Origin of the sequence: Campylobacter sp. P255, from assembly GCF_003627915.1 — a bacterium.
In the GTDB taxonomy this organism is placed as follows: Bacteria; Campylobacterota; Campylobacteria; order Campylobacterales; family Campylobacteraceae; genus Campylobacter_D.
This window is the reverse complement of the sequence record NZ_NREN01000005.1, coordinates 37,127-58,378: the sequence shown is the minus strand read 5'-3', so window position 1 is coordinate 58,378 and position 21,252 is coordinate 37,127. Positions and strand designations below refer to the sequence as shown.

Sequence of the window (21,252 nt, the reverse complement as noted above, 5' to 3'; positions counted from 1 at the left end):
GAAAAAAGGTAGATTATGATAGAACGAACAAAAATAAGCTCTAATTTTGGTTGGTTTATGGTGATTTTGGGTGGCTTGGTTGAGTGTTTTTGGGTAAGTGGGCTAAAATACTCAACTGAAATTTGGCATTATGCTTTAACAGCCATTGGGGTGTGTATATCTTTTACATGTTTTTTAAAAGCTTGCGAGAGACTTGAAGTGAGTATTGCTTATAGTGTTTTTGTGGGTATTGGTACAGTTGGAGTGGTGCTTAATGAGATGTTTATTTTTAATGAACCAACTTCCATTACCAAGCTTGCTTTAATAGCCATTTTGCTTTTAAGCATTATAGGCCTTAAGATCATCAGCAAGGAAACTAAGTAATGGAATGGTTTTTTTTATTCTTAGCGACTGCTTTTGAAATTTTTGGTGTGATTATCATGAAACAGCTTGTAAGCACTAAAAACAAGCTTTATCTTTTAGCTTTGATAGTGTGTTTTGGTTTTTCATTTGGTTTTTTAAGCCTTAGTATGCAAAACATTGCTATGAGCGTGGCTTATTCTATATGGACAGGTGCAGGAACAGCAGGTGGGGTCATCATAGGAGTACTTTTTTACAAAGAAAGTAAAAGCTTTTTAAAGCTTTTTTTGATCGCTCTCATCATTGCTTGCACTGTGGGTTTAAAAATACTCTCATAGTTTAAAATGAAAATATACATTAGTGGTATAGACACAGATGTTGGCAAAACTTATCTAAGTGCTAGACTTTGTAAGGAATTAGGCTTTAATTATTTTAAGCTTATTCAAGCAGGTGTACCAAAAGATAGCGAGGCAATAGCTCAATTTAGCCCAAAAACTAAGATTTTCAAAGAAGGTGTGTTTTTGCAAACCCCTGCTTCCCCGCACAAAGGTAGGATTTTAGAGAATTTAAACTACAAAGCCTTTGATATGCAAATTCCACAAAGTGACAAACTCATCATCGAGTTAGCTGGTGGGCTTTTTTCACCTCTTGATGATGAAAAAACGATGATTGATTATATGAGTGCGTTTAAGCACCCTACGATTTTAGTTGCAAAAGACTATCTAGGAAGTATCAATCACACGCTTTTAAGCATAGAAGCACTCAAACAAAGAGATATTAAAATCCTTGCTTTAATCTTAAAAAGCCAAGATAATTTTAGCAAGGATTTTATAAGCAACTATGCTAAAATTCCTATCATAGAATTTGATGATAAAGTGTGCGAAAAGCTTTCAAAAATCCTTGAAAATCTCTCTTAAAGATTGCATGACATAAGCAATCTCATCTTCATTGATAACATATGGTGGCATGAAGTAAATTGTATTTCCAAGTGGTCTTAAAAGCAAGCCTTTTTCTAAGGCTCTTTGAAAGACTTCAAGTCCTGCTCTTTGGTATTTGCTTTTTTGTATGTCAAATGCACTTACCATGCCTAAATTTCTAAAATTTCCTAAAAAATCAAATTCTTTTAAACTTTCCCATTGAGTTTTTATAAAAACACTTTTGATTTTATTTTTTGCGATGATATTTTCTTTTTCAAAAATATCCAAAGTCGCATTAGCCGCTGCACAAGCTAGGGCATTACCCGTGTAAGAGTGAGAGTGCAAAAAGGCCTTTTGACTCTCATAACTATCATAAAATTTCTCATAAATTTCATCTTTAGTAAGCACTACTGAAAGGGGTAAATACCCACCCGTGATAGCTTTAGAAAGACATATATAATCAATACTTTGTGAGCAATAATCAAGCGCAAACATCTTTCCTGTACGTCCAAAACCTGTGGCTATCTCATCAAATATCACTTGCACATCATAATCTTTAGTAAGTTTAACCGCCTCATTTAAATACCCAAGCTCATACATATGCATATTGCCCGCACATTGAAGTAAAGGTTCAAGTATAAAAGCACAAATTTCATGATGATGATTTTTTAAAATGTTTTCTAAAATTTCAAGTTCTTTTGTATAGTCCTTGCTTGTTGGCACAGGCGTTGTGATACTTTTTAAAAGTAAAGGCTCATAGGTTTTTTTATAAAGTGCTACATCGCCAACGCTTAATGCACCTAAGGTTTCTCCATGGTAAGAATTGCTAAGTGATAAGAATTTATCCTTTTTAGAGCCATTGTTTAAGTGGTATTGAAAACTCATTTTTAAAGCCACTTCTATGGCTGAACTACCATTGTCTGCAAAAAAGCATTTATCAAAAGGTAAAAGCTTGCAAAGTCTTTGTGAAAGCTTTATGATAGGCTCATGTGAAAAGCCAGCAAGTAAGACATGCTCTAAACTTTGAAGTTGATCTTTGATTTTTTCATTGATGTATTCATTACAATGGCCAAAGATATTCACCCACCAAGAGCTAATGCAGTCTATGTAGGATTTTTCATCAAAATCATACAAATATACTCCCTTGGCTTTTTTTATAGGTATTAAAGGTAAAAACTCATGATCGCTCATTTGCGTGCAAGGGTGCCAAATGTGTTTTAAGTCTAGTTCTTTTAAATTCATTTTTACTTCTTTGATTTTTATTGCTAATGATACTACATTTAAGTTTATGTGTTATCTAAAAATAGCAATCACTTCTTTTAACATTTTTTGTATAATTGAATATTTAAATAGTAACAATAGGTTGAGTATGCAAATTGCACAAATTTTAGATGAGTTAAAACAACAAGATAATTTTAGAATTCTACGCTCATTAAAACATGAGGGAAAATATGTCGTTTACAATGAGCAAAAATTGCTGAATTTAGCGAGCAATGATTATTTAAATTTAAGCAATGAAAAAGCATTAAAGCAAGATTTTTTAATGCATTTAAAAGAATTTGAATTTTCTAGTTCAAGTTCAAGAAGCTTGAGTGGAAATTATGCGATTTTTGATGAATTTGAAAGTTTTTTAGAAGCTAAGTTAGGCAGAAAAATCTTGCATTTTAACAATGGCTATGCTTTAAATGTAAGCTGTTTGCAAGCTTTAGCAAGCATTAAAAATACTTTATTTTTAGCAGATAAGCAAGTACATGCAAGTATCATCGATGGTTTAAGGCTTGGTGGGGCTAAATTTATAAGATTTAAGCACAATGATACAAAGCATTTACAAAGCTTAGTGCAAAAGCATTATAAAGAATTTGAAAATATCATCATCATAAGTGAAGCGCTATTTAGCATGGATGGGGATTTTGCACCTATAAAAGAATTTGTAAGCTTGAAAAAAGAGTTTAAAAATATCAAAATTTACATCGATGAAGCTCATAGCATAGGGTGTTTTAATGATGATGGTTTGGGTTATGTGAAATTTTTGGGCTTAGAAAAGGAAGTGGATTTTTTAGTTTTTACCTTTGGCAAGGCTATAGCTTCTATGGGAGCTTGCATGATAAGTGATGAAAAAGATTTTTTTATCAACAAAGCAAGAGCTTTTATATACTCAACTGCCATTGCACCTATCAATGTAGCTTGGACTTTGCATGTTTTTAAGCATTTGCATGAATTTAACACTCAAAGAAAAGAGCTTTTAGAGTTAAGCACTTGGTTTAAAAATGTTTTAGCAAGTAAAGGTTTAGTTTTAGGTGATGCTTATGTCATCTCTTTTATTTTAGGGCAAAATGCACTAGCTAGTGAAATTTCACAAAAGCTTTTAGAAAATGGTGTTTTTGCACCTGCTATTAAAGAGCCAACCGTGGCTAAAAATACAGCTAGAATTCGCTTTTCTTTGCATGCTGGGCTAGTGAAAAAAGACTTAGAAAAGGTTTTGGAGGTACTTTGAAAACTCATTTTTTACATGAAAATGCCAATTCATCTGAGTTGATTTTATTTTTTTCAGGATTTTGCTCGCATTTTAGTCATTTTGCACATTTAAAAAGTGATGTAAATGTTTTAATGGCATATGATTATACGAGTTTTGATTGGGAATTTGATCTTAATAAATTTGAAAAAATCACTCTTATTGGCTTTTCTATGGGAGTTTGTGTAGCGAGTAAAATTTTAAAAGATATAAAATTTGATAAAAAAATAGCCATAAATGGCACCAATTTACCTATAGATGATGAATTTGGGATCAAAAAAGCCATTTTTAAACTAACGATGAAAAGATTTGCCTTGGAAGATTTTAAAGCGAATTTATTTGAAAAAAGAATGAGTTTAAGTGATGAATTTTACTTTGAAAAAAACGAGCATTTAAAAGCAGAACTTCTAAGTTTATATGAGTTTTGCACTAAAGACTTAAATGAAAATTTCACTTGGGATAAAGCCATAATCAGTAAAGATGATAAAATCTTTCCGCCAAAGCATGCTTTTCATTTTTTCAAAGAAAAGGCAATGTTTGTCGATGAACCACATTTTGCATTTTTTAAATACCGCACTTGGGAAGCACTTTGCAAACTTTCATAAGAGCAAAAGACACTTATAGCGCAAATACACCTGTGCAAAAAGACATGGCTAAAGAGCTTTGTAAAATGCTTGTTGAGAATGATTTGAGCGATTTTGAAGCGGTGTTTGAATTTGGCTGTGGGGTAGGGGATTTTAGTAAGATCTTGCAAGAGTGTATTAAATTTAAGCATTATTTTTTAAATGATATTTATCCTTTTGAAAATCCTTGTAAGTTTGATGAATTTGGTGTTTTTGATATGAATGAACTTAAAAATCATCATTTTTATACGAAAAAATTTGATCTTATAGCTTCAAATGCTTGTATGCAGTGGCTAAAGATAGATGAGCTTTTAGAAAATCTTGCAAGTATGTTAAATCAAAATGGGGTTTTGCTTTTTTCTACTTTTGGAGAAAAAAATTTCACTCAAATAAAACAAAGCGCCAAATTATCACTTGAATATTTAACTTTAGAGCAAATTGCACAAAAGCTTTCTAAAAAATTTAAGATCATAAAAGCAAAAGAAGAATTAAAAGAGTTAAAATTTGATCATACTTTAGAACTTTTTAGACATTTGAAATTAAGCGGGGTAAATGCTTTGAGTGATAAATTTTTCATAAGCAAGGCATTTTTAAAAAACTATGAAAAAGAATTTCAAAATACCTTGACTTATCACCCTATGTTTTTTTTACTTGAAAAACATAACCATTAGTGTTTTAGGTAAAAAGGATAGGTAAAAAATACCAAATGGATTAAATTTAAACCATAGTGAAACAATACACTACTCCATAAGCTTTTTGAATACTTATAAGCTAAACCATAAATCAAACCCGCTATACTAGCAAATACAATCATCAAAACACCGCTTTTATAATGCACTAGTCCAAAAGCTATGCTTGCGATTAGTAAGGCAAGGTTGGGGTGGATAAACTGCGTAAGTCTTTGTTGGAGATAACCTCTAAAAAAAGCTTCTTCTACTAAAGCCACCAATAAAAGGTTTGAAAATAAAAAATACAAAATCCATGATGGTAAGCTGATTTCTAGCTTGATTACGCCTAAATACCAAGGTACACATAGTAAAAGAATAGGAGATAAAAATAACAAACCCCATTTTAACACTGAAGCTTTGGTGTAGTTTGTGTTTTTAAATAAAACTGGAAAAAGTAAAAAAAGTATAAAAACACCTAGGGGTTTATCAATGCTAAAGTAAAGATTAAAAGGTGCACTATTTGCGCTTGCATAGACTTGATCTAAGACTTTGATGTTATTTACGCCTGGGATAAAATGAAGAAATAAAGCCAAAGCATAGATAAATAAAGCTACTTCAAGTATGAAAAATTTTTTATACTGATACAATATAGCTATGATAAAAACTAATACATTAATCATTATAAAGGTTGCGTTTATAATGTTAAACATATATCCTAGTAAAAGTGAAAAGAGTAAAAATAAATACGATATTTTAGCTTTATCAAGTGAAAGCAACACCAAAGAAATAGCTAAAAAAAGATGAGTGCTTAAAGCCATCATATAAAATCCTTTTTATAATTGATCTAGATACAGTTGTACTATTTCTTCTCTTAGATAAAGCTTGTTAAAATCACTTATATTCATACTTAAAGCAAAAGCGTAAATTTTGTTACTTTTTTTACTTTTTATAAAACCTACGATTTGTCCATATTGTCTAAGACCCCAACCTGTTTTTGCAAAAAGTTCATAGTGATCATTTTCTTTTAACTTGATGATATTAATCACTTCTTCTTGTATATGTTTAGGGTAATCTAGTGTTAAATTGGCAAGTTTAAAAAGCAAACTAGCTTGTTCTTTGGGGCTAATTTGCAAAGAATTATCAAGCCAAAATTCATCTATTTTGCTTATTTTTTGATTGCCGTAATTGAGTTTGTTTAAGTTTTTTTGCATTTTTTCTAAGCCTATTTTTCTAGCTAGTTCTTTATAAGCAGGAACTTGAGATCTTTGCATGGCTAGGGCTAAATTTGCATCATTTTTCCAAGAAGGGAGAAAAACTTCTTCTCCCTTGTAATGATAAAAAATTATACTAGTATCTTTTACAACGCCTTCATTTAGTGCAATTAGGGTGTTAAAAATTTTAAAAGTAGAGGCAGGTAAAATGCGTTTGCTTGCTTTTTTAAAATCATTGCTATAGTAATTCTTACCATCATAAGCTATAAAAACTCCACTTTCATTGTAATCTTCAAAAAGATCTTTTAAATTTTCATTTGCCAAAACAAAAGAGCAAAAAAGACTAAAAAGCAAAAATATTTTTTTCATTGTTAAGCCTCATTGTGTTATTTATAATTAAAGCTTGATTTTAAAATTCAAATCTTGCAATCAAGCTTTTTTGTTGAGTATTTTTCTTAAGGCTAAAGAAGCTAGAGCAAGTCCAAAAGAAGCTGTTACGCCCATAAATGAACCAAGTTCTTTACAATGAGCTTCTTCATCTGAGAATACCACATCAAAATCCCCTTTAAAGCCTGATTTTCTAAGCTCATAGCGGAATTTTTTAGCTAGAGCGTCACCGTGTGTTTTAAAGATACTTGTGGTTTTAATGCGTGTTGGATCAAGTTTTCTAGCTCCACCAGTTGATGAGATAAAAATTTGCTTTTTTAAATCAACCAAGTTAGCTAAGGCAACTTTAGCGGGTATATCATCGATTGCATCGATGATAAGATCAAACTCGCTTAGATTAAAACTTTGCAAAAATTCATTGTCGATTTTACTCACTATACCTTTGGCGTTGTAAATACGTTCAAAAACCTTAGCTTTTTCTTCGCCTATGTTTTCGCTATGAAGTTGGCGGTTTTGATTAGTTGTTTCAAATCTATCTGCATCGATTAAAGTTAAATCACTAAAACCGCTTCTAAAAAGTGCATCTGTGCAAATTCCACCAACTCCACCTAAGCCACAAACTAAAACCTTAGTGTTTTGAATTTGAGCAAAATTTTCTTCATTAATAAGCCATTTTATACGCGTGTATCTATCCATTCTTTATCCATTTTTTGAGATTTTTTATTTGCTTATAAGCTGTGAGATCAAGCATTATAGGCGTGATTGTAGCATAACCTTGTTTTAAAAGTGCTATATCTGAATTTTTTTCATTTTCATGGTCAAGATTAGCAGCAGCTAGCCAGTAGTACTCCACTCCTCTTGGGTTGGTGTTAGAGTGTGCTTCATAGCTATAAATTCTTTTCCCTGCTTTACATACTTTTATGCCTTGAAAAGCTGTCTTGCTAGAAGGAAAATTGATATTTAGAAATTCTTTTTTGTCTAAAGGAAAACCATGATCGAAAATGTTTTTAACAATTTTTTTGGTAAGTTTTAATGCTAATTTAAAATCAAGTTCTTTTTGGTTATCCTGATAAAATTGAGACAAAGCAATGGCAGGAATTCCATGAAGTACAGCTTCCATTGCTCCTGCGCAAGTACCTGAGTAGGTTATATCTTCGCCTACATTGGCACCTTTATTGATCCCACTAATGACAAGATCAGGCAAGCGTTTTTTATATAAAGCATGCAAAGCAAGGTAAATACAATCAGCAGGTGTGCCATCATCGAGTTTGTAAAATCTCTTGCCCACTTTATGAAACCTTAATGGTTTAGTCAGTGTTATGGCATGCGAGCATGCTGATTTTTCGCTAGCAGGAGCTACAATGGTGATTTTAGCTTTAAAATGCTTTTTTAGCATTTTTATAAGCTTTTTTAGACCTTCACTTTCATAGCCATCATCGTTTGTTATTAAAATTTCTTTCATTTTTCTTCCTTTTGTTTCAATTTTAACACAAGTAATACAATAATTTTTATCTCTATATTGTTTTTTCATTTTTTAAATATTAAAATTACTGTTTAAATAAAATCAAAGGAATAGTGATGTCAAAACTTTTACTATTTAGTGCTTCAGGTTACAAAGATAGCACGTATTTAAGCCATACTAGAGAATTTATAGATGATTTTTTAAAAGAAAATTCTATGATTGATGAGGAAATTCTTTTTATCCCTTATGCAGGAGTTAGAAGAACTTATGATGCTTATGAAGCTAGGGTAAAAGAGGGTTTGAAAAAAGACAATATCAAATCTTTACATCATTTTGAAAATTTAAAAGAAGCGATTTTAAATGCAAAAGTTTTTTTGGTAGGCGGGGGCAATAGTTTTATGCTTTTACATAAACTGTATGAAAATGATTTGCTTGGAATTTTAAAAGAGCGTATTCAAAATGGAGCTTGTTATATAGGTTGGAGTGCAGGATCTAACATCGCAGGACTTAGCATAAAAACAACCAATGATATGCCTATAATCATGCCAAAAAGCTTTGATAGTTTAGGAGTTTTTCCTTATCAAATCAATCCGCATTTTATTAGTGGAAAAATTCCCGGACACAATGGCGAAAGTAGAGAAGAGCGTTTGGAGGAGTTTTTGCTGACTAATCCAAAAGACATTGTTTATGCTATACCAGAAGGTTCTGCTTTAAAAATGCAAGATGATAGCTTAGAAATTGTAGGTTATCATGATGTATTGAAACTAAGCCATCCTTTTAATGTGGAATATCTAAAAACCAATCAAATCGTTAAAGTATAAAGGAGAAAAATGCAAACTTTTTATCTTTTGGCTGCAGTTTTTGGGGTTGTGGCGGTTGTGTATTTGCTAATAAAAAAGGTAGAAACAAAAACAGCTTTAATTAGCGTTGGTTTTATTTTGTGTTTGATTTCTTTTAAACCTATTGAAGCATTAAGTGCTTTTACGCATGCTATGGTGCAGCCTGCTTTGATTAAAGCAATTTGTGCAAGTATGGGTTTTGCTTTCGTGATGAAAGTAACTCAATGTGATAAGCATTTGGTGAAACTACTCACAGCACCTTTAAAAAATGTAGGATTTTTCTTAATCCCACTCGCTTTTATGGTGACTTTTTTTATTGCTATTGCTATACCTTCAGCCGCAGGATGTGCAGCTGCGGTTGGTGCAACTTTAATACCGCTTTTAATGGCTTCGGGTATAAAACCTGCTATGGCAGCAGCAACTGTGCTTTGTGGAACTATAGGAGGAATTTTAAGTCCAGGTGTATCACATACGGCTTTGATTTCAGAAATTTCAGGGAAAAATATCCAAGAGATTGTTTTAACTCAAACCCCTAATGCGTTAACAGCAGGAGTGATTGTGATGGTTTCTTTAATGGTTATGGCGGTATTTTTTAAGGATTATCAAAAAGGGCAAGTTTTTGAAGCAGCCAATCACAACAAAAATCAAGAAGATATTGAAAAAGTAAATGTATTTTATGCACTAATGCCTTTGGTGCCTTTGGTTGTATTGATCATAGGCGCAAGTCCTTTGCATGAATATGAATTTTTAGCATGGACAAAACAAGTTGGAGTTGCTGAAGCTATGCTTTTGGGGGCGATCGTGGCTTTGGTGGTAACAATGAGTAAGCCTGATAATATTTTTAAAGAATTTTTTAACGGTATGGGAAAATCTTATGCGGAGATTATAGGGATTATTATAGCTGCAAGTGTTTTTGTTGCTGGTTTGAAAGCTTGTGGGGTGATTGATGTTATTATAGAATGGCTTAAAAATGAGCAGCATTATGTGCGTTTTGGTGGTACTTTTATACCGTTTTTAATGGCTATGGTAACAGGTAGTGGTGATGCTGCTGCTATGGCGTTTAACAAAGCTGTGACTATCCATGCGCAAGATCTTGGTTTTGATCAAGTAAAACTTGGCACTGCAGTGGCGATGTCCGCAGTACTTGGAAGATATCTTTCGCCTATTTTAGGAGCTTGCATTATTGTTTCAGCTATAGCAGGTGTAAGTCCTTTAGAGATTGTAAAAAGAACTGCTTTAGGTTGTGTTGTCTCGGTTGTTGTGATCGCTTTTGTGCTATTATAAATTTAAGCCTTTTAAGGCTTAAATTGATTTAGCAGCTAGAATGATGATTTCTTGTATAACTTTACTTGCTGCTTTTAAAGATTTAGCAGGCAAATACTCATAAATAGAGTGAAAATTATGTGCTCCGGTAAAGATGTTTGGGCAAGGCAGGCCTTTTTCTGAAAGTACGGCCCCATCATATCCTCCTCGCATAGGAATGATTTTGGTTTTGATGTTTAAATTTTCATAAGCTTGTAGAGCGAGTTTGATAGGTAAAGACTCGGTTGTTTTTAGACTATTAAAGACATTTTTATAACGATCATTTAATTTAATGTTTATTCTTTCTTCTCCATATAGTTTTTTGAAGCTATCATTTAGATCTTGCAAAAATTGCATTCTTTGTTTGTATTTTTCATCGTCAAACTCTCTAACGTCAATTTTTAAGGTAGTTTTAGCACTATTTCCTTTGAGTTCTTTAACCCAAAAATAACCTTCTTTATTTTCTGTATATTCAGGGGCTTCTCCTTTTGGAAGCATAGAGATGAATTGATGTGCTAAAAGCAAAGAATTGACTAGTTTTCCTTTGGCACTCATAGGATGGGCGGATTTGCCTATAAATTCCACTTCGCAATCTCCTGCATTCCAGTTTTCATAAATAAACTCACCAATTCCGCAGCAATCTAAACAGTAACCAAAGTCAGCGTCAATTTCTTTGATATCAAAGGCTTTAGCTCCTCTTAAACCTTGCTCCTCATCAGGTAGAAAGCAAGCATAAATATCACCATGTTTTATATCAGGATTTTTAACAAAAAACTCAAGCATATCCATGATGGCTGCAATGGCTGCTTTGTCATCTGCTCCGAGCAAGCTTGTGCCATCAGTATGAATGATATCATCTCCTATGTAGTTTTTAAGTTCTTTAAATTCACTTTCTTTTAAATAAAGATCTAAATCTTTGTTTAAGCATATATCTCCGCCTTCATATTTGGTGATTTGCGCTTTGGTGTCATTGCTTTGCTCCATACTTGTGTCTAAGTGTGCAAAAAAGGCTATTTTAGGAGCATTTGGAGTGTTGGCTGGTAAAAGAGCTGTTGTGATAGTGTTTTCTCTTCTTTTGATGTGGTTTAAACCTAGTTCTTGTAGTTCTTTTTCAAGTAATTTTGCAAGTTCCATTTGGTTGGGACTTGATGGCATGATGCCTTTAGCTCCATTTTCTCTGCTTGTTGTGGTGTTAATCTTGGTATAGTTTATAAATCTTTGAACAATATCCATAATATTTCCTTATGATTGAAATTTAGAAAATTATAACAATTCATTTTTTAAATATTTTATAAAGTTAAAAAAAGATTTTAAAGATGGTGCTTTTACTACTAAAGTAGTAAAAATATGCTAATATATTTATACTTTTTTATAAAAGGAGAGAATATGCAAAAAATAAAATTTGTAATGATATTGAGTGCAATGATGACATTCTTTATAGGGTGTTCTTTTAATGAGCAAATTAATCCTTTAGGTCGTTCTTTTGGTGCGATAGATGATGGAGATCCTTTGAATATAGGGGTAAATCCTACGCCACCAGCAAAACAAAAAACACCTGCTTTGGTTGAAGGTAAAAATTTAGTTCCGGCTGTGCCTTTAGAGCCACCACTAATAAAAACAAATACCTTTAAAGGAAATAATGCTATCAAAGGTCCTACTCCAAGATTAAAAGCAAACGGAAGTTTTAATGATGCTTCAGTTTTTGAAAACAGAGGATTTCCAAGCGATTTTGTAACCATTATGAATCCTAATGGAGCTGCGTTAACTGTATGGGCTTTAGCACCTGGTAATTGGATTTGGGGGTATAGTTTGTTTAATAGCAAGTCTTTTGGCGATGCAAGAGTTTGGCAGCTTATTGAATTTCCAAATGATTTTGTCATGATTAAAAATGCAAAAACCAACACTTGTTTAAATGCATACGGAAATGGCATAGTACACTACCCTTGCGATCAAAGCAACTATGCACAGTTTTGGAAACTTTTTGCAATGAGTAATGGGTCTTTCCAAATTCAAAATTTTGCTACTCAAAAGTGTATCCAAACGCCTGTAAAAGATGTCATGCGAGAATTTAATTTTAGTTTTTACAATATATATTTAAGTGATTGTGTAAAACATGGTGAGAAAAATTTAGATAGACAATGGTACATTACTGTGCCGACTTTTACGGCAAAAACGCCTTATATGGCAAAATAGGAGAAAATAATGAAAAAAATAATATTATCTTTTATTTTTAGTGCAAGTTTGGTTTTTGGTGCTTTAGATGATTATAATGTAGGAACATGGAATTTACAAGGTTCATCAGCAGCTACCGAAAGTAAGTGGAATATCAGTATAAGACAATTAGTGACAGGAGATAATCCTTTGGATATCTTAGCTGTGCAAGAAGCTGGGGTTTTACCAGCAACTGCTATGATGACTCCAAGACAAGTGCAACCTGTAGGAGTGGGAATTCCAATTCATGAGTATGAATGGAATTTGGGTTCTTTATCACGCCCTAATTCGGTTTTTATATATTACTCAAGAGTAGATGTTGGCGCTAATCGTGTGAATATGGCTATAGTAAGTAGAGTGCAAGCTGATGAGGTGATAGTTTTGCCTCCTCCAAGTGTAGCTTCAAGACCGATTATAGGAATTCGCATAGGTAATGATGTATTTTTTAGTATCCATGCTTTAGCAAGAGGCGGTAATGATGCAGGAGCTATTGTAAGTGCTGTGGATATGCATTTTAGAAATATGCCACAAATCAATTGGATGATTATGGGTGATTTTAACAGAACTCCTAATAATCTTTTTGGCTTACTTGATGCGGATTTAAGATCGCGCATTAATATCGTTTCGCCGCCTTCATTTACACAGACTAGTGGTAATGTTATTGACTATGCGGTAACAGGAAATTCAAATCAAGGTGCACTTTATACCCCTCCTGCTTTTGCTGCTGTTTTGGCATTAGCTGGTCTTAGAAGTTTTTTGGCTTCAGATCACTTTCCGGTAAATTTTAGAAGATTTTAGGAGTAAGCGATGAAAAAATATGTTTTTTTAATGTTAATGAGTTTAAGTTTTGTTTTTGGCGCAACTCCATCAAAAGGAGATTTGCCAGATTTCACTCCTATGTTTGCCATAAGATCTTTAGAAACGGGTATTTCTTTAAGTCCATTTAGAGAAAGTTCTAACAAATTAGAAGATCAAAATTGGATTTTGAGAGAAATTATATTAAGTGATGAATTAAAGCAAAAAGACACTTTAGCCGAAAAATTACCTTTTGGCTATGTGCAATTTGCAAACCCAAGTAATGATGATTTGTGTTTGGCTATCTTAGAAAGTGGTTTTTTTGGTGGAAAATCTTGCAAAGAAGATCTAAAAGATGGGAAATTAGAAACAGTTTTTTCTATCATGCCTACAACTACTTCGGCGGTACAAATTCGATCTTTGGTGTTAGGAGGTAGGGAGTGTATGGTCGTGTTTAATAACCCTCAAGTTCCTATTGAACAACGCTTTGGTATTCAACAATGCACTCTTGATGATCCAGCTTTATTTTTAGAACTTTATGAATTAATGTTTTTAACCCCTGCTATCGTTGAAGCAACTCCGCTTTATTAAATTAAACCCGCTTTTGCGGGTTTAAACTCTAAGTTAAAATTTGTTAGAATATTTTAAATTGTATTGTAAGGTAAGTTAATGAAAACCTTTTTAGTTTGTGCCTTAGAGCCTTCAGCAAATTTGCATTTAAAAGAAGTTTTAAAAGCTTATGAAAATGAGTATAAAGAATTTAATCTAGTGGGAATTTATGATGAGAGTTTGTGTAAAGAATTTGGTTTAAATTCCAAGCCACTTTATAGTTCACATGAGTTTAGTGCTATGGGTTTTATAGAGGTTTTGCCTCTCATTTTAAAAGCTAAAAGAGCCATAAAAGAGCTAGTAAATTTAAGTCTTACTCAAAAAATAGATGCGATTTTATGTATAGATTCTCCCGCTTTTAACATACCTTTTGCAAAAGCTTTAAAAAAAGCAAATTCTAAAGTAAAAAGAATTTATTATATCTTACCTCAAGTTTGGGCGTGGAAAAAAGGTCGTATACCTATCATAGAAAGTCATTTTGATGTGCTAGCTTCTATCTTGCCTTTTGATAGTGAGTTTTTTAGCAAAAGCACTTATGTAGGACATCCACTTTTAGATGAGATAAAAGAGTTTAAAAGCCAAGAAGATGTAAATTCTATACTTTCAAAAAATGATGATGAAAAAGTCATCGCTTTCTTACCGGGCTCGAGAAAAAGCGAAATAAAGCGTTTGATGCCTATTTTTAGAGAGTTAAGCACTAAATTTAAAGGTAAAAAAATCCTTTGTGTGCCAGAGTTTAATTTAAAAAGACTAGAAATTTACGGGAATGTGAGTAATTTTGAAATTCAAACTAATACCCCAAAAGTGCTTAAAAATGCTGATTTTGCTTTTATTTGTAGTGGTACAGCTACGCTTGAAGCGGCTTTGGTTGGCACGCCTTTTGTGCTTGCTTATAAAGCTAAAGCTATTGATGTATTTATCGCAAGATGTTTCGTGAAGCTTAAGCATATAGGCCTTGCAAATATTTTTTTAGATTTTGCAGGAAAAAGCGAGCTCAATCCTGAATTTTTACAAGAGCAAGTGAGTGTGAAAAATTTACATCAAGCTTATCTTAAATACGATTATAAGGCATTTTTTGATAAAGTAGATTTTTTAAAAGAATATTTGCAATTTGCAAGTGCAAAAAATTTGGCTAAAATACTTTATGAAATCAAACAAGGATAAATTATGCAAAAAGAACCTATGAGTAAATATGGCTATGAGAAATTAGAAAAAGAATTAGAGCATTTAAAAAAAGTTGAACGTCCAAAAGTGGTAGAAGAAATAGACATAGCAAGAAGCCATGGCGACTTAAAAGAAAACGCAGAATATCACGCAGCTAGAGAAAAACAAGCTTTCATAGAAGGCAAGATAGCAGAACTTGGAGATTTGATCTCAAGAGCGCAAATCATCGACCCATCTTCTTATGAGCACGATAGCGTGAAATTTGGCTCAACTGTGGTAGTAGAAGATTTAGACAGTGAAAAACAAAGCACCTATACTTTAGTAGGAGTTAATGAAGGAAATTTAGAAAAAGGTTATATTTCTATTAGTTCGCCTATTGCTAAAGCAATGCTTGGTAAAAAAGAAGGCGATGATTTTAAAGTATGTTTGCCAAAAGGTGAAAGTGAATTTGAAATCATCTCTATAGAATATAAAGCTTTGGAATTTTAATGCAAAAAAAAAGATATTTCGATTTTGTCGTTGAGTATTTTCCGTATATTTTTTTAATTTTTATTTTAGATACAAGTATTTCGCTATGGTGGAGTTATTTGACCTTTGAAAGAGAAATTTATGAATGGGTAATATTTAAGGCTATAAAAAATGTATTTATAGTGTTTATACTGGAAGTTTTTATCATTCATATATTTTTTCTTTTTTTTAAAGAAAGAGCTAAGTATATTGTATATTTTTTAGCAGCTTATGCTATCATTGCTTTTATATTGCAAGCTTATTTGCTAGTAAATTATTCTGCTAAATTCAACCCTATGTTTATAGATGTTTTTTCACAAATATCTCCAAAAGAAACATTAGAATTTATAGAAACCTATATTGATAAAAAATATTTTATTTTATGTCTCGCTTTTATTGTCTTGATAGGTGTATTTTTATATTTTTGCAAAAAAATAAAATTGAAACAATATGTAAAAGATAACACTATTAAAGTATTTCAAATAATATATATTTTAATAATTGTTGGTCTGTTTTTAGATTGTGCTAATAGATATTTTATAAAAAAACAAGGAGTTAATTCGATTGATAAGATCAATTTTTCATTTTTTATTGATATTCCGGAACAATTTTTAAGATATTATGGCGAAAATGGCATTTGGGCTGATTATAATTTTTATTTAAAAAACTATGAGAAAATCGCAAATGATTATAAAAATAGCATAGCTACTATATCTGAAAAAAGAATCCCTTGTGTGGTTTTTATTGTAGGTGAAAGCACTCAAAGAAATTATATGAGTTTATATGGCTATGATTTAAAAACTACACCAAATTTAGATACTTTAGAAAAAAATGGAAACTTGATTAAATTTAGTGACACGATATCGCCTTTTGCAAGCACTCAAGCTTCATTAAGAAGGGTTATGAATTTCTCAAATATAGAAAATGAGAAAAATTGGTACGATAGAATAAATATAGTGGATTTGTATAATTTAGCGGAATATAAGAGCATGTTTATATCTAACCACGAACCCCTATCAGGTCATACTAGTATAACTCGAGCTGTTGCTAGTAGAGCTAATAAAACTATATATTTGGATGAATTCACCATAGATGATAAAATTTTTACAAAACAACCAGATGGTGCAATGTTGCCATATATAAAAAATGCTAGTAATATTTATGATTTTTTTGTAATTCAGCTAATGGGTACGCATTTTAAGTATGATAGAAGATATGATAAAAGCTATGCTAAATTTGATGCAGATAATATTAACAATAGAAATCTTGGGCTCGAAGAAAAAAAAGTGGTAGCCAACTACGCAAACGCAGTTCTTTATAATGATTATTTTATTAATGAAGTTTTTAACTTGTTTAAAGATAGGGAAGCGATTATTGTTTATATTAGTGATCATGGTGAAAGTGTCTATGAGTACAGGGATAAAGCAGAACATTTTGTAACTTCAAGATTTACCGCTGAAATTCCGTTCTTTTTTATAGTTAGTGATAAATTTAAACAAAATAATCCAGAATTATTAAATAAAATAGTCAAAGCCAAAGATAGACTGTTTATGACAGATGATTTGATTCATACAATGGCAACCGTTGGGGGTATTCAAGTTAAGGATTATGAAGAAAGTAGAGATGTATTAAGCGAAAAGTTTAATCTTAATCGCATTAGATTTTTTAATGGTGAAGCAGATTATGATAAAATATTAAAATATGAGAAAGCAAAATATTGATCTATATTAAAAACAAGGCTATTTTTATTGCTGATGCGCATGAAAATGAGAATAGGCGTGGTTTTTGGGAGTTTTTACAAGCCTTAAAACAAAAAAAACTTCAAACTCCTCAACTTTTTTTAATGGGTGATATTTTTGATCTTTTAGTGTATGAAGTAAAAGCCACGCATGAATTTGCAAAAGCTTATATAGATTTACTTGAAGAACTTGCCGATGAGATTGAAATCATTTATTTAGAAGGCAATCATGATTTTAATTTGGCTAAATTTTTTAAAAAAGTGAAAGTTTTTAACATAAACCAGCAACCCGTGCTTTGTGAATTTCAAGATCATACACTGGTAAAATTGGCTCACGGGGATATCTTCTTAAAACCTTTTTTACAGTTTTGTTTGAAGAGTTTAAGGAATTCTTTTTTACTACGCATTTTAAATTTTTTAAACATCATTAGCAAAGAAAAAATCACCCAAACAATTTTAAAAAAACAATACAAAAAACAGCTTACTAGAAAAATTCCTCATTTTTCTTCTATGGTGAAAGAGCGCCTAAAGCATTATGGTGCTGCCTTTGTGATCGAAGGACATTATCATCAAGATCTTTTTTTGCAAGAAGAAGATGTAAAATATCTAAATTTACCCACTTTTGCATACAAGGAAAGTTTTTTTATAGTAGAATACAGTTCAGAAATCAGATTTCATAAAATAGAACTTAAGGAGGCATAATGTTTGATGAGAATGTCGTTAAAACAGGTTCAAATGAAATGGAACTTGTTGATTTTCGCATCTTTAAGCAAGGCCAAGATAAAGTCTATGAGGGAATTTATGGTGTGAATGTTTCTAAAGTTAGAGAGATCATTAAAATTCCTTTCTTGACTGAAATTCCAGGAGTGCCTGAGTATGTTGAAGGTATCTTTGACCTTCGTGGTGTGGTAATTCCTGTGATTAACTTAGCTAAGTGGATGCAAATTCAAGAACCAGAAATGACAAATATAAAACCTAGGGTAATCATTACTGAGTTTAGTAATGTATTAATCGGTTTTATCGTACATGAGGCAAAAAGAATTCGCAGAATTAATTGGAAAAATATTGAGCCAGCTACTTTTGCAACAAGCGCAGGTAGTTTAGATAAGGGTAAAATTACAGGTGTAACTAAAATCGAAGGCGATGAGGTATTGTTGATTTTAGACTTAGAAAGCATTGTGCAAGAACTTGGAATTTATACCCCGCAAACTGATATTGAGGATGATAAAATCCAAAAAATTGAAGGTATGGCACTAGCGCTTGATGATAGCTCTACTGCAAGAAAGCTCGTAAAAGACTTGTTAAATAAAATCGGCTTAAAAGTTGTAGAGGCTAAAGATGGCGCAGAGGGTCTGCAAAAACTAGAAGAATTGCATAATACTTATGGCGATGATTTGAAAAAGCAGCTAAGAATTATCGTAAGCGATGTAGAGATGCCACAAATGGATGGTTTCCACTTTGCAGCTAAAGTAAGAGAAGATGAGAGATTTAAAAATATCCCTATCGTATTTAACTCTTCTTTATCTAATGAATTTATGAGTGATAAAGGTGTTAAAGAAGCAGGCGGTGAAGGGTATTTGGTTAAATTTAACGCAAGTGATTTCTTTGCTGAAATTTCTCGTGTTATTAAAAAACATGAAAAAGGTGAGGAGTAAAAATGGAAGATATTCAAGAAATACTTGAGGATTTTTTAGTTGAAGCCTTTGAATTAGTCGAGCAAATTGACCATGATTTGGTTGAATTAGAAGCAAATCCTGAAGACTTAGAACTATTAAATAGAATTTTCCGTGTTGCACATACTGTTAAAGGTTCATCAAGCTTTTTAAATTTTGATGTTCTAACAAAACTTACTCATCACATGGAAGATGTTTTAAATAAAGCAAGACATAATGAACTTAAAATTACTCCTGAAGTAATGGATGTGGTTTTAGAGTCTATTGATATGATGAAGACTTTATTAAATTCTATTAGAGATAATGGAAATGATACAGCTATTGGGCTTGATATTGCTCCAATTTGCGCAAGATTGACAGCTATTTCAGAAGGTGAAAGTTTAGAATCTGTTGCACCGGTTAAAACCGAAGAGGTAAAAGAAGAAGTTAAAGAAGAGCCAAAAGCTGAAGAGCCTGAAGTAGATGTGAATAAACTAAGCGATGATGAAGTGGAAGCAGAGATCGAAAGACTTTTAAAAGTAAGAAAAGCAGAAGATCAAGCAAGACGCGCAGAAAAGAAAAAAACACAAGAAACCAAAGCAGCTCCTGCTAAAGCAGCTCCGCAAGCACAAGGTGCAACTGCTGAGAAAAAAGTTCCTGCAGCAGGTGGTGGAAGCAGCGGTGCAAATATGGATCAGACCATTAGGGTTGAAGTAAAAAGACTTGATCACTTGATGAATTTAATTGGTGAGCTAGTATTGGGTAAAAACCGCTTGTTAAAAATTTATGATGATGTTGAAGAAAGATATGATGGTGAAAAATTCTTAGAAGAATTAAATCAAGTTGTATCACAGCTTAGTATCGTTACAACAGATATTCAACTTGCGGTAATGAAAACAAGAATGCAGCCTATTGCAAAAGTTTTCAACAAATTCCCAAGAGTTGTACGTGACTTGGGTCGTGAGCTTGGTAAACAAATGGAGCTTGAAATTTCAGGGGAAGAAACCGAACTTGACAAGTCAATTGTAGAAGAAATTGGCGATCCGATTATGCATATGATTAGAAATTCATGTGACCATGGTATCGAAGATCCAGCAACACGTGCAGCAAATGGTAAGCCAGAAAAAGGAACAGTTAATCTTAAAGCTTACAATGAAGGAAACCACATTGTTGTTGAAATTGCAGATGATGGTAAAGGTTTAGATGCAGATGCATTAAAAGCAAAAGCAATAGAGAAAAACTTAATCACAGAGCGTGAAGCAGATCAAATGAGCGACAAAGAAGCATTTGCGTTGATTTTCAAACCAGGTTTCTCAACCGCTGCTAAGATTACTAATGTATCGGGTCGTGGCGTTGGAATGGACGTTGTTAAGACAAATATTGAAAAATTAAATGGTGTAATCGAGATTGATAGTGAGCTTGGAAAAGGCACTGTGATGAAGCTTAAAATTCCACTTACTTTAGCGATTATTCAATCACTACTTGTGGGTACGCAAGAAGAATTTTATGCAATTCCACTTGCAAGCGTTCTTGAAACTGTTAGAGTGCCAATTGATGATATATACACCATTGAAGGCAAAAATGTATTGCGCTTAAGAGATGAAGTTTTATCTCTAGTAAGACTTTCAGATGTTTTTGGTGTAAAACAAGTGCTTGAAAATACTGATCAAACTTATGTGGTTGTTATTGGTGTGGCAGAAAGCAAATTGGGTATCATAGTTGATACTTTAGTGGGTCAAGAAGAGATTGTTATTAAATCTATGGGTGAATACTTGCAAAACATCCAAGGTATAGCAGGAGCAACTATTCGTGGAGATGGTAGAGTTACATTAATCATCGATGTTGCAGCTATGATGGATATTGCAAAAGAAATCAAAGTAGATATTAAAGCTCAAATTGAATCACAATCTAAAAAAACGGTTAAAGAAAAACCAAGCGATTATACCGTGCTTATAGTAGATGATTCTAAGATGGATAGAAATATCATGCAAAAATCATTAGAACCACTAGGAGTAAGCATTATAGAAGCAACTAACGGTGTAGAAGCTTTAAACACAATCAAATCAGGCGAGCATGATATTGATGCAGTGCTTATTGATATCGAAATGCCAAGAATGGATGGTTACACTTTAGCAGGTGAGATTAGAAAATATTCTAAATACAAAAACCTTCCGCTTGTTGCAGTAACTTCAAGAACTAGTAAATCAGACCGTTTAAGAGGTGTGGAAGTAGGAATGACTGAGTATATTACTAAGCCTTACTCTCCAGAATACTTAGAAAATGTAGTTAGAAAAAATTTAAAACTAGGATAAGAAG

At 32.4% G+C, this 21,252-nt stretch carries 23 protein-coding genes; 17 read left to right on the top strand and 6 right to left on the bottom strand.

Translation table 11 applies throughout. The features are described 5' to 3' along the window. Positions 1–15: 15 nt before the first annotated feature. The 3 genes from CKA54_RS03695 to bioD are packed head-to-tail and all read left to right on the top strand — an operon-like array spanning position 16 to position 1,256. Complete coding sequence (locus CKA54_RS03695) at positions 16–363, top strand: multidrug efflux SMR transporter (protein ID WP_120760096.1); 348 nt, start codon at positions 16–18, stop codon at positions 361–363. Next, the gene (locus CKA54_RS03690) at positions 363–677 is read left to right on the top strand and encodes a multidrug efflux SMR transporter (protein ID WP_120760094.1); all 315 of its coding nucleotides are present in this window, start codon (positions 363–365) and stop codon (positions 675–677) included. The genes CKA54_RS03695 and CKA54_RS03690 overlap by 1 nt, the downstream gene beginning before the upstream one ends. A gap of 6 nt (positions 678–683) precedes the next feature. After that, positions 684–1,256: a dethiobiotin synthase gene (gene bioD / locus CKA54_RS03685; protein WP_120760092.1), complete on the top strand. Its 573-nt coding sequence runs from the start codon at positions 684–686 to the stop codon at positions 1,254–1,256. Here the strand turns inward: bioD and CKA54_RS03680 are convergent. Then, positions 1,230–2,498: an adenosylmethionine--8-amino-7-oxononanoate transaminase gene (locus tag CKA54_RS03680; protein WP_120760090.1), complete on the bottom strand. Its 1,269-nt coding sequence runs from the start codon at positions 2,496–2,498 to the stop codon at positions 1,230–1,232. The two genes, bioD and CKA54_RS03680, sit on opposite strands and share 27 nt — an antisense overlap. Positions 2,499–2,625: 127 nt before the next feature. Here CKA54_RS03680 and CKA54_RS03675 point away from each other — a divergent pair, with 127 nt between their 5' ends. From CKA54_RS03675 to CKA54_RS03665, 3 genes are read left to right on the top strand one after another with little or no spacing between them, the layout of a single operon-like run. Continuing rightward, positions 2,626–3,750 carry a pyridoxal phosphate-dependent aminotransferase family protein gene (locus tag CKA54_RS03675; RefSeq protein WP_120760191.1) on the top strand — a complete coding sequence of 375 codons (1,125 nt, stop codon included), beginning with the start codon at positions 2,626–2,628 and terminating at the stop codon, positions 3,748–3,750. Further along, complete coding sequence (locus CKA54_RS03670) at positions 3,747–4,373, top strand: pimeloyl-ACP methyl esterase BioG family protein (protein ID WP_120760088.1); 627 nt, start codon at positions 3,747–3,749, stop codon at positions 4,371–4,373. The genes CKA54_RS03675 and CKA54_RS03670 overlap by 4 nt, the downstream gene beginning before the upstream one ends. Continuing rightward, a complete protein-coding gene (locus tag CKA54_RS03665; RefSeq protein WP_120760087.1) occupies positions 4,358–5,062 on the top strand; it encodes a methyltransferase domain-containing protein in 705 nt (234 codons plus the stop codon). The genes CKA54_RS03670 and CKA54_RS03665 overlap by 16 nt, the downstream gene beginning before the upstream one ends. Here the strand turns inward: CKA54_RS03665 and CKA54_RS03660 are convergent. From CKA54_RS03660 to surE, 4 genes are read right to left on the bottom strand one after another with little or no spacing between them, the layout of a single operon-like run. After that, entirely contained in the window at positions 5,059–5,877 is an 819-nt protein-coding gene (locus CKA54_RS03660) for a CPBP family intramembrane glutamic endopeptidase (protein WP_172586666.1), read from the bottom strand. The genes CKA54_RS03665 and CKA54_RS03660 overlap by 4 nt on opposite strands. A gap of 15 nt (positions 5,878–5,892) precedes the next feature. Then, the gene (gene blaOXA, locus CKA54_RS03655) at positions 5,893–6,639 is read right to left on the bottom strand and encodes an OXA-493 family class D beta-lactamase (RefSeq protein ID WP_120760083.1); all 747 of its coding nucleotides are present in this window, start codon (positions 6,637–6,639) and stop codon (positions 5,893–5,895) included. A 60-nt stretch (positions 6,640–6,699) separates the two neighbouring features. After that, a complete protein-coding gene (locus tag CKA54_RS03650; protein ID WP_120760081.1) occupies positions 6,700–7,353 on the bottom strand; it encodes a ThiF family adenylyltransferase in 654 nt (217 codons plus the stop codon). Beyond that, on the bottom strand, positions 7,346–8,119 hold the full coding sequence (gene surE, locus CKA54_RS03645; protein ID WP_120760080.1) for a 5'/3'-nucleotidase SurE: 774 nt from the start codon (positions 8,117–8,119) through the stop codon (positions 7,346–7,348). The genes CKA54_RS03650 and surE overlap by 8 nt, the downstream gene beginning before the upstream one ends. Positions 8,120–8,235: 116 nt before the next feature. On the opposite strand from surE, the gene pepE reads away from it, so the two are divergent. Together pepE and dcuC are read left to right on the top strand one after the other, a co-directional pair. Next, positions 8,236–8,940 carry a dipeptidase PepE gene (pepE, locus tag CKA54_RS03640; RefSeq protein WP_120760078.1) on the top strand — a complete coding sequence of 235 codons (705 nt, stop codon included), beginning with the start codon at positions 8,236–8,238 and terminating at the stop codon, positions 8,938–8,940. Between the two features lie 9 nt (positions 8,941–8,949). After that, the gene (gene dcuC / locus CKA54_RS03635) at positions 8,950–10,242 is read left to right on the top strand and encodes a C4-dicarboxylate transporter DcuC (RefSeq protein ID WP_120760076.1); all 1,293 of its coding nucleotides are present in this window, start codon (positions 8,950–8,952) and stop codon (positions 10,240–10,242) included. Positions 10,243–10,260: 18 nt separating this feature from the next. Here dcuC and pepT read toward each other — a convergent pair whose 3' ends face one another. Then, positions 10,261–11,493, bottom strand: a complete 1,233-nt coding sequence (gene pepT, locus CKA54_RS03630; protein ID WP_120760074.1) for a peptidase T — start codon at positions 11,491–11,493, stop codon at positions 10,261–10,263. Positions 11,494–11,646: 153 nt separating this feature from the next. Here pepT and CKA54_RS03625 point away from each other — a divergent pair, with 153 nt between their 5' ends. The 9 genes from CKA54_RS03625 (at position 11,647) to CKA54_RS03585 (ending at position 21,248) form a co-directional block, all read left to right on the top strand. Continuing rightward, positions 11,647–12,453: an RICIN domain-containing protein gene (locus tag CKA54_RS03625; RefSeq protein WP_120760073.1), complete on the top strand. Its 807-nt coding sequence runs from the start codon at positions 11,647–11,649 to the stop codon at positions 12,451–12,453. Between the two features lie 9 nt (positions 12,454–12,462). Continuing rightward, on the top strand, positions 12,463–13,269 hold the full coding sequence (locus CKA54_RS03620) for a cytolethal distending toxin subunit B family protein (RefSeq protein ID WP_120760071.1): 807 nt from the start codon (positions 12,463–12,465) through the stop codon (positions 13,267–13,269). Positions 13,270–13,278: 9 nt separating this feature from the next. After that, on the top strand, positions 13,279–13,857 hold the full coding sequence (locus tag CKA54_RS03615; RefSeq protein ID WP_120760069.1) for a cytolethal distending toxin subunit A: 579 nt from the start codon (positions 13,279–13,281) through the stop codon (positions 13,855–13,857). Between the two features lie 78 nt (positions 13,858–13,935). Further along, complete coding sequence (gene lpxB, locus CKA54_RS03610; RefSeq protein ID WP_120760068.1) at positions 13,936–15,039, top strand: lipid-A-disaccharide synthase; 1,104 nt, start codon at positions 13,936–13,938, stop codon at positions 15,037–15,039. Positions 15,040–15,042: 3 nt separating this feature from the next. Continuing rightward, positions 15,043–15,528 (top strand): transcription elongation factor GreA, encoded by a 486-nt coding sequence (greA, locus tag CKA54_RS03605; protein ID WP_120760066.1) that lies wholly within the window; start codon positions 15,043–15,045, stop codon positions 15,526–15,528. Beyond that, entirely contained in the window at positions 15,528–17,267 is a 1,740-nt protein-coding gene (locus CKA54_RS03600; RefSeq protein ID WP_120760064.1) for a phosphoethanolamine transferase, read from the top strand. Before greA ends, CKA54_RS03600 begins: the two co-directional genes overlap by 1 nt. Continuing rightward, a complete protein-coding gene (locus CKA54_RS03595; protein WP_120760062.1) occupies positions 17,264–17,986 on the top strand; it encodes a metallophosphoesterase in 723 nt (240 codons plus the stop codon). Before CKA54_RS03600 ends, CKA54_RS03595 begins: the two co-directional genes overlap by 4 nt. Further along, positions 17,986–18,939, top strand: a complete 954-nt coding sequence (locus tag CKA54_RS03590) for a chemotaxis protein (RefSeq protein ID WP_120760060.1) — start codon at positions 17,986–17,988, stop codon at positions 18,937–18,939. The genes CKA54_RS03595 and CKA54_RS03590 overlap by 1 nt, the downstream gene beginning before the upstream one ends. Positions 18,940–18,941: 2 nt before the next feature. Beyond that, positions 18,942–21,248: a chemotaxis protein CheW gene (locus CKA54_RS03585; RefSeq protein WP_120760058.1), complete on the top strand. Its 2,307-nt coding sequence runs from the start codon at positions 18,942–18,944 to the stop codon at positions 21,246–21,248. Positions 21,249–21,252 lie beyond the last annotated feature (4 nt).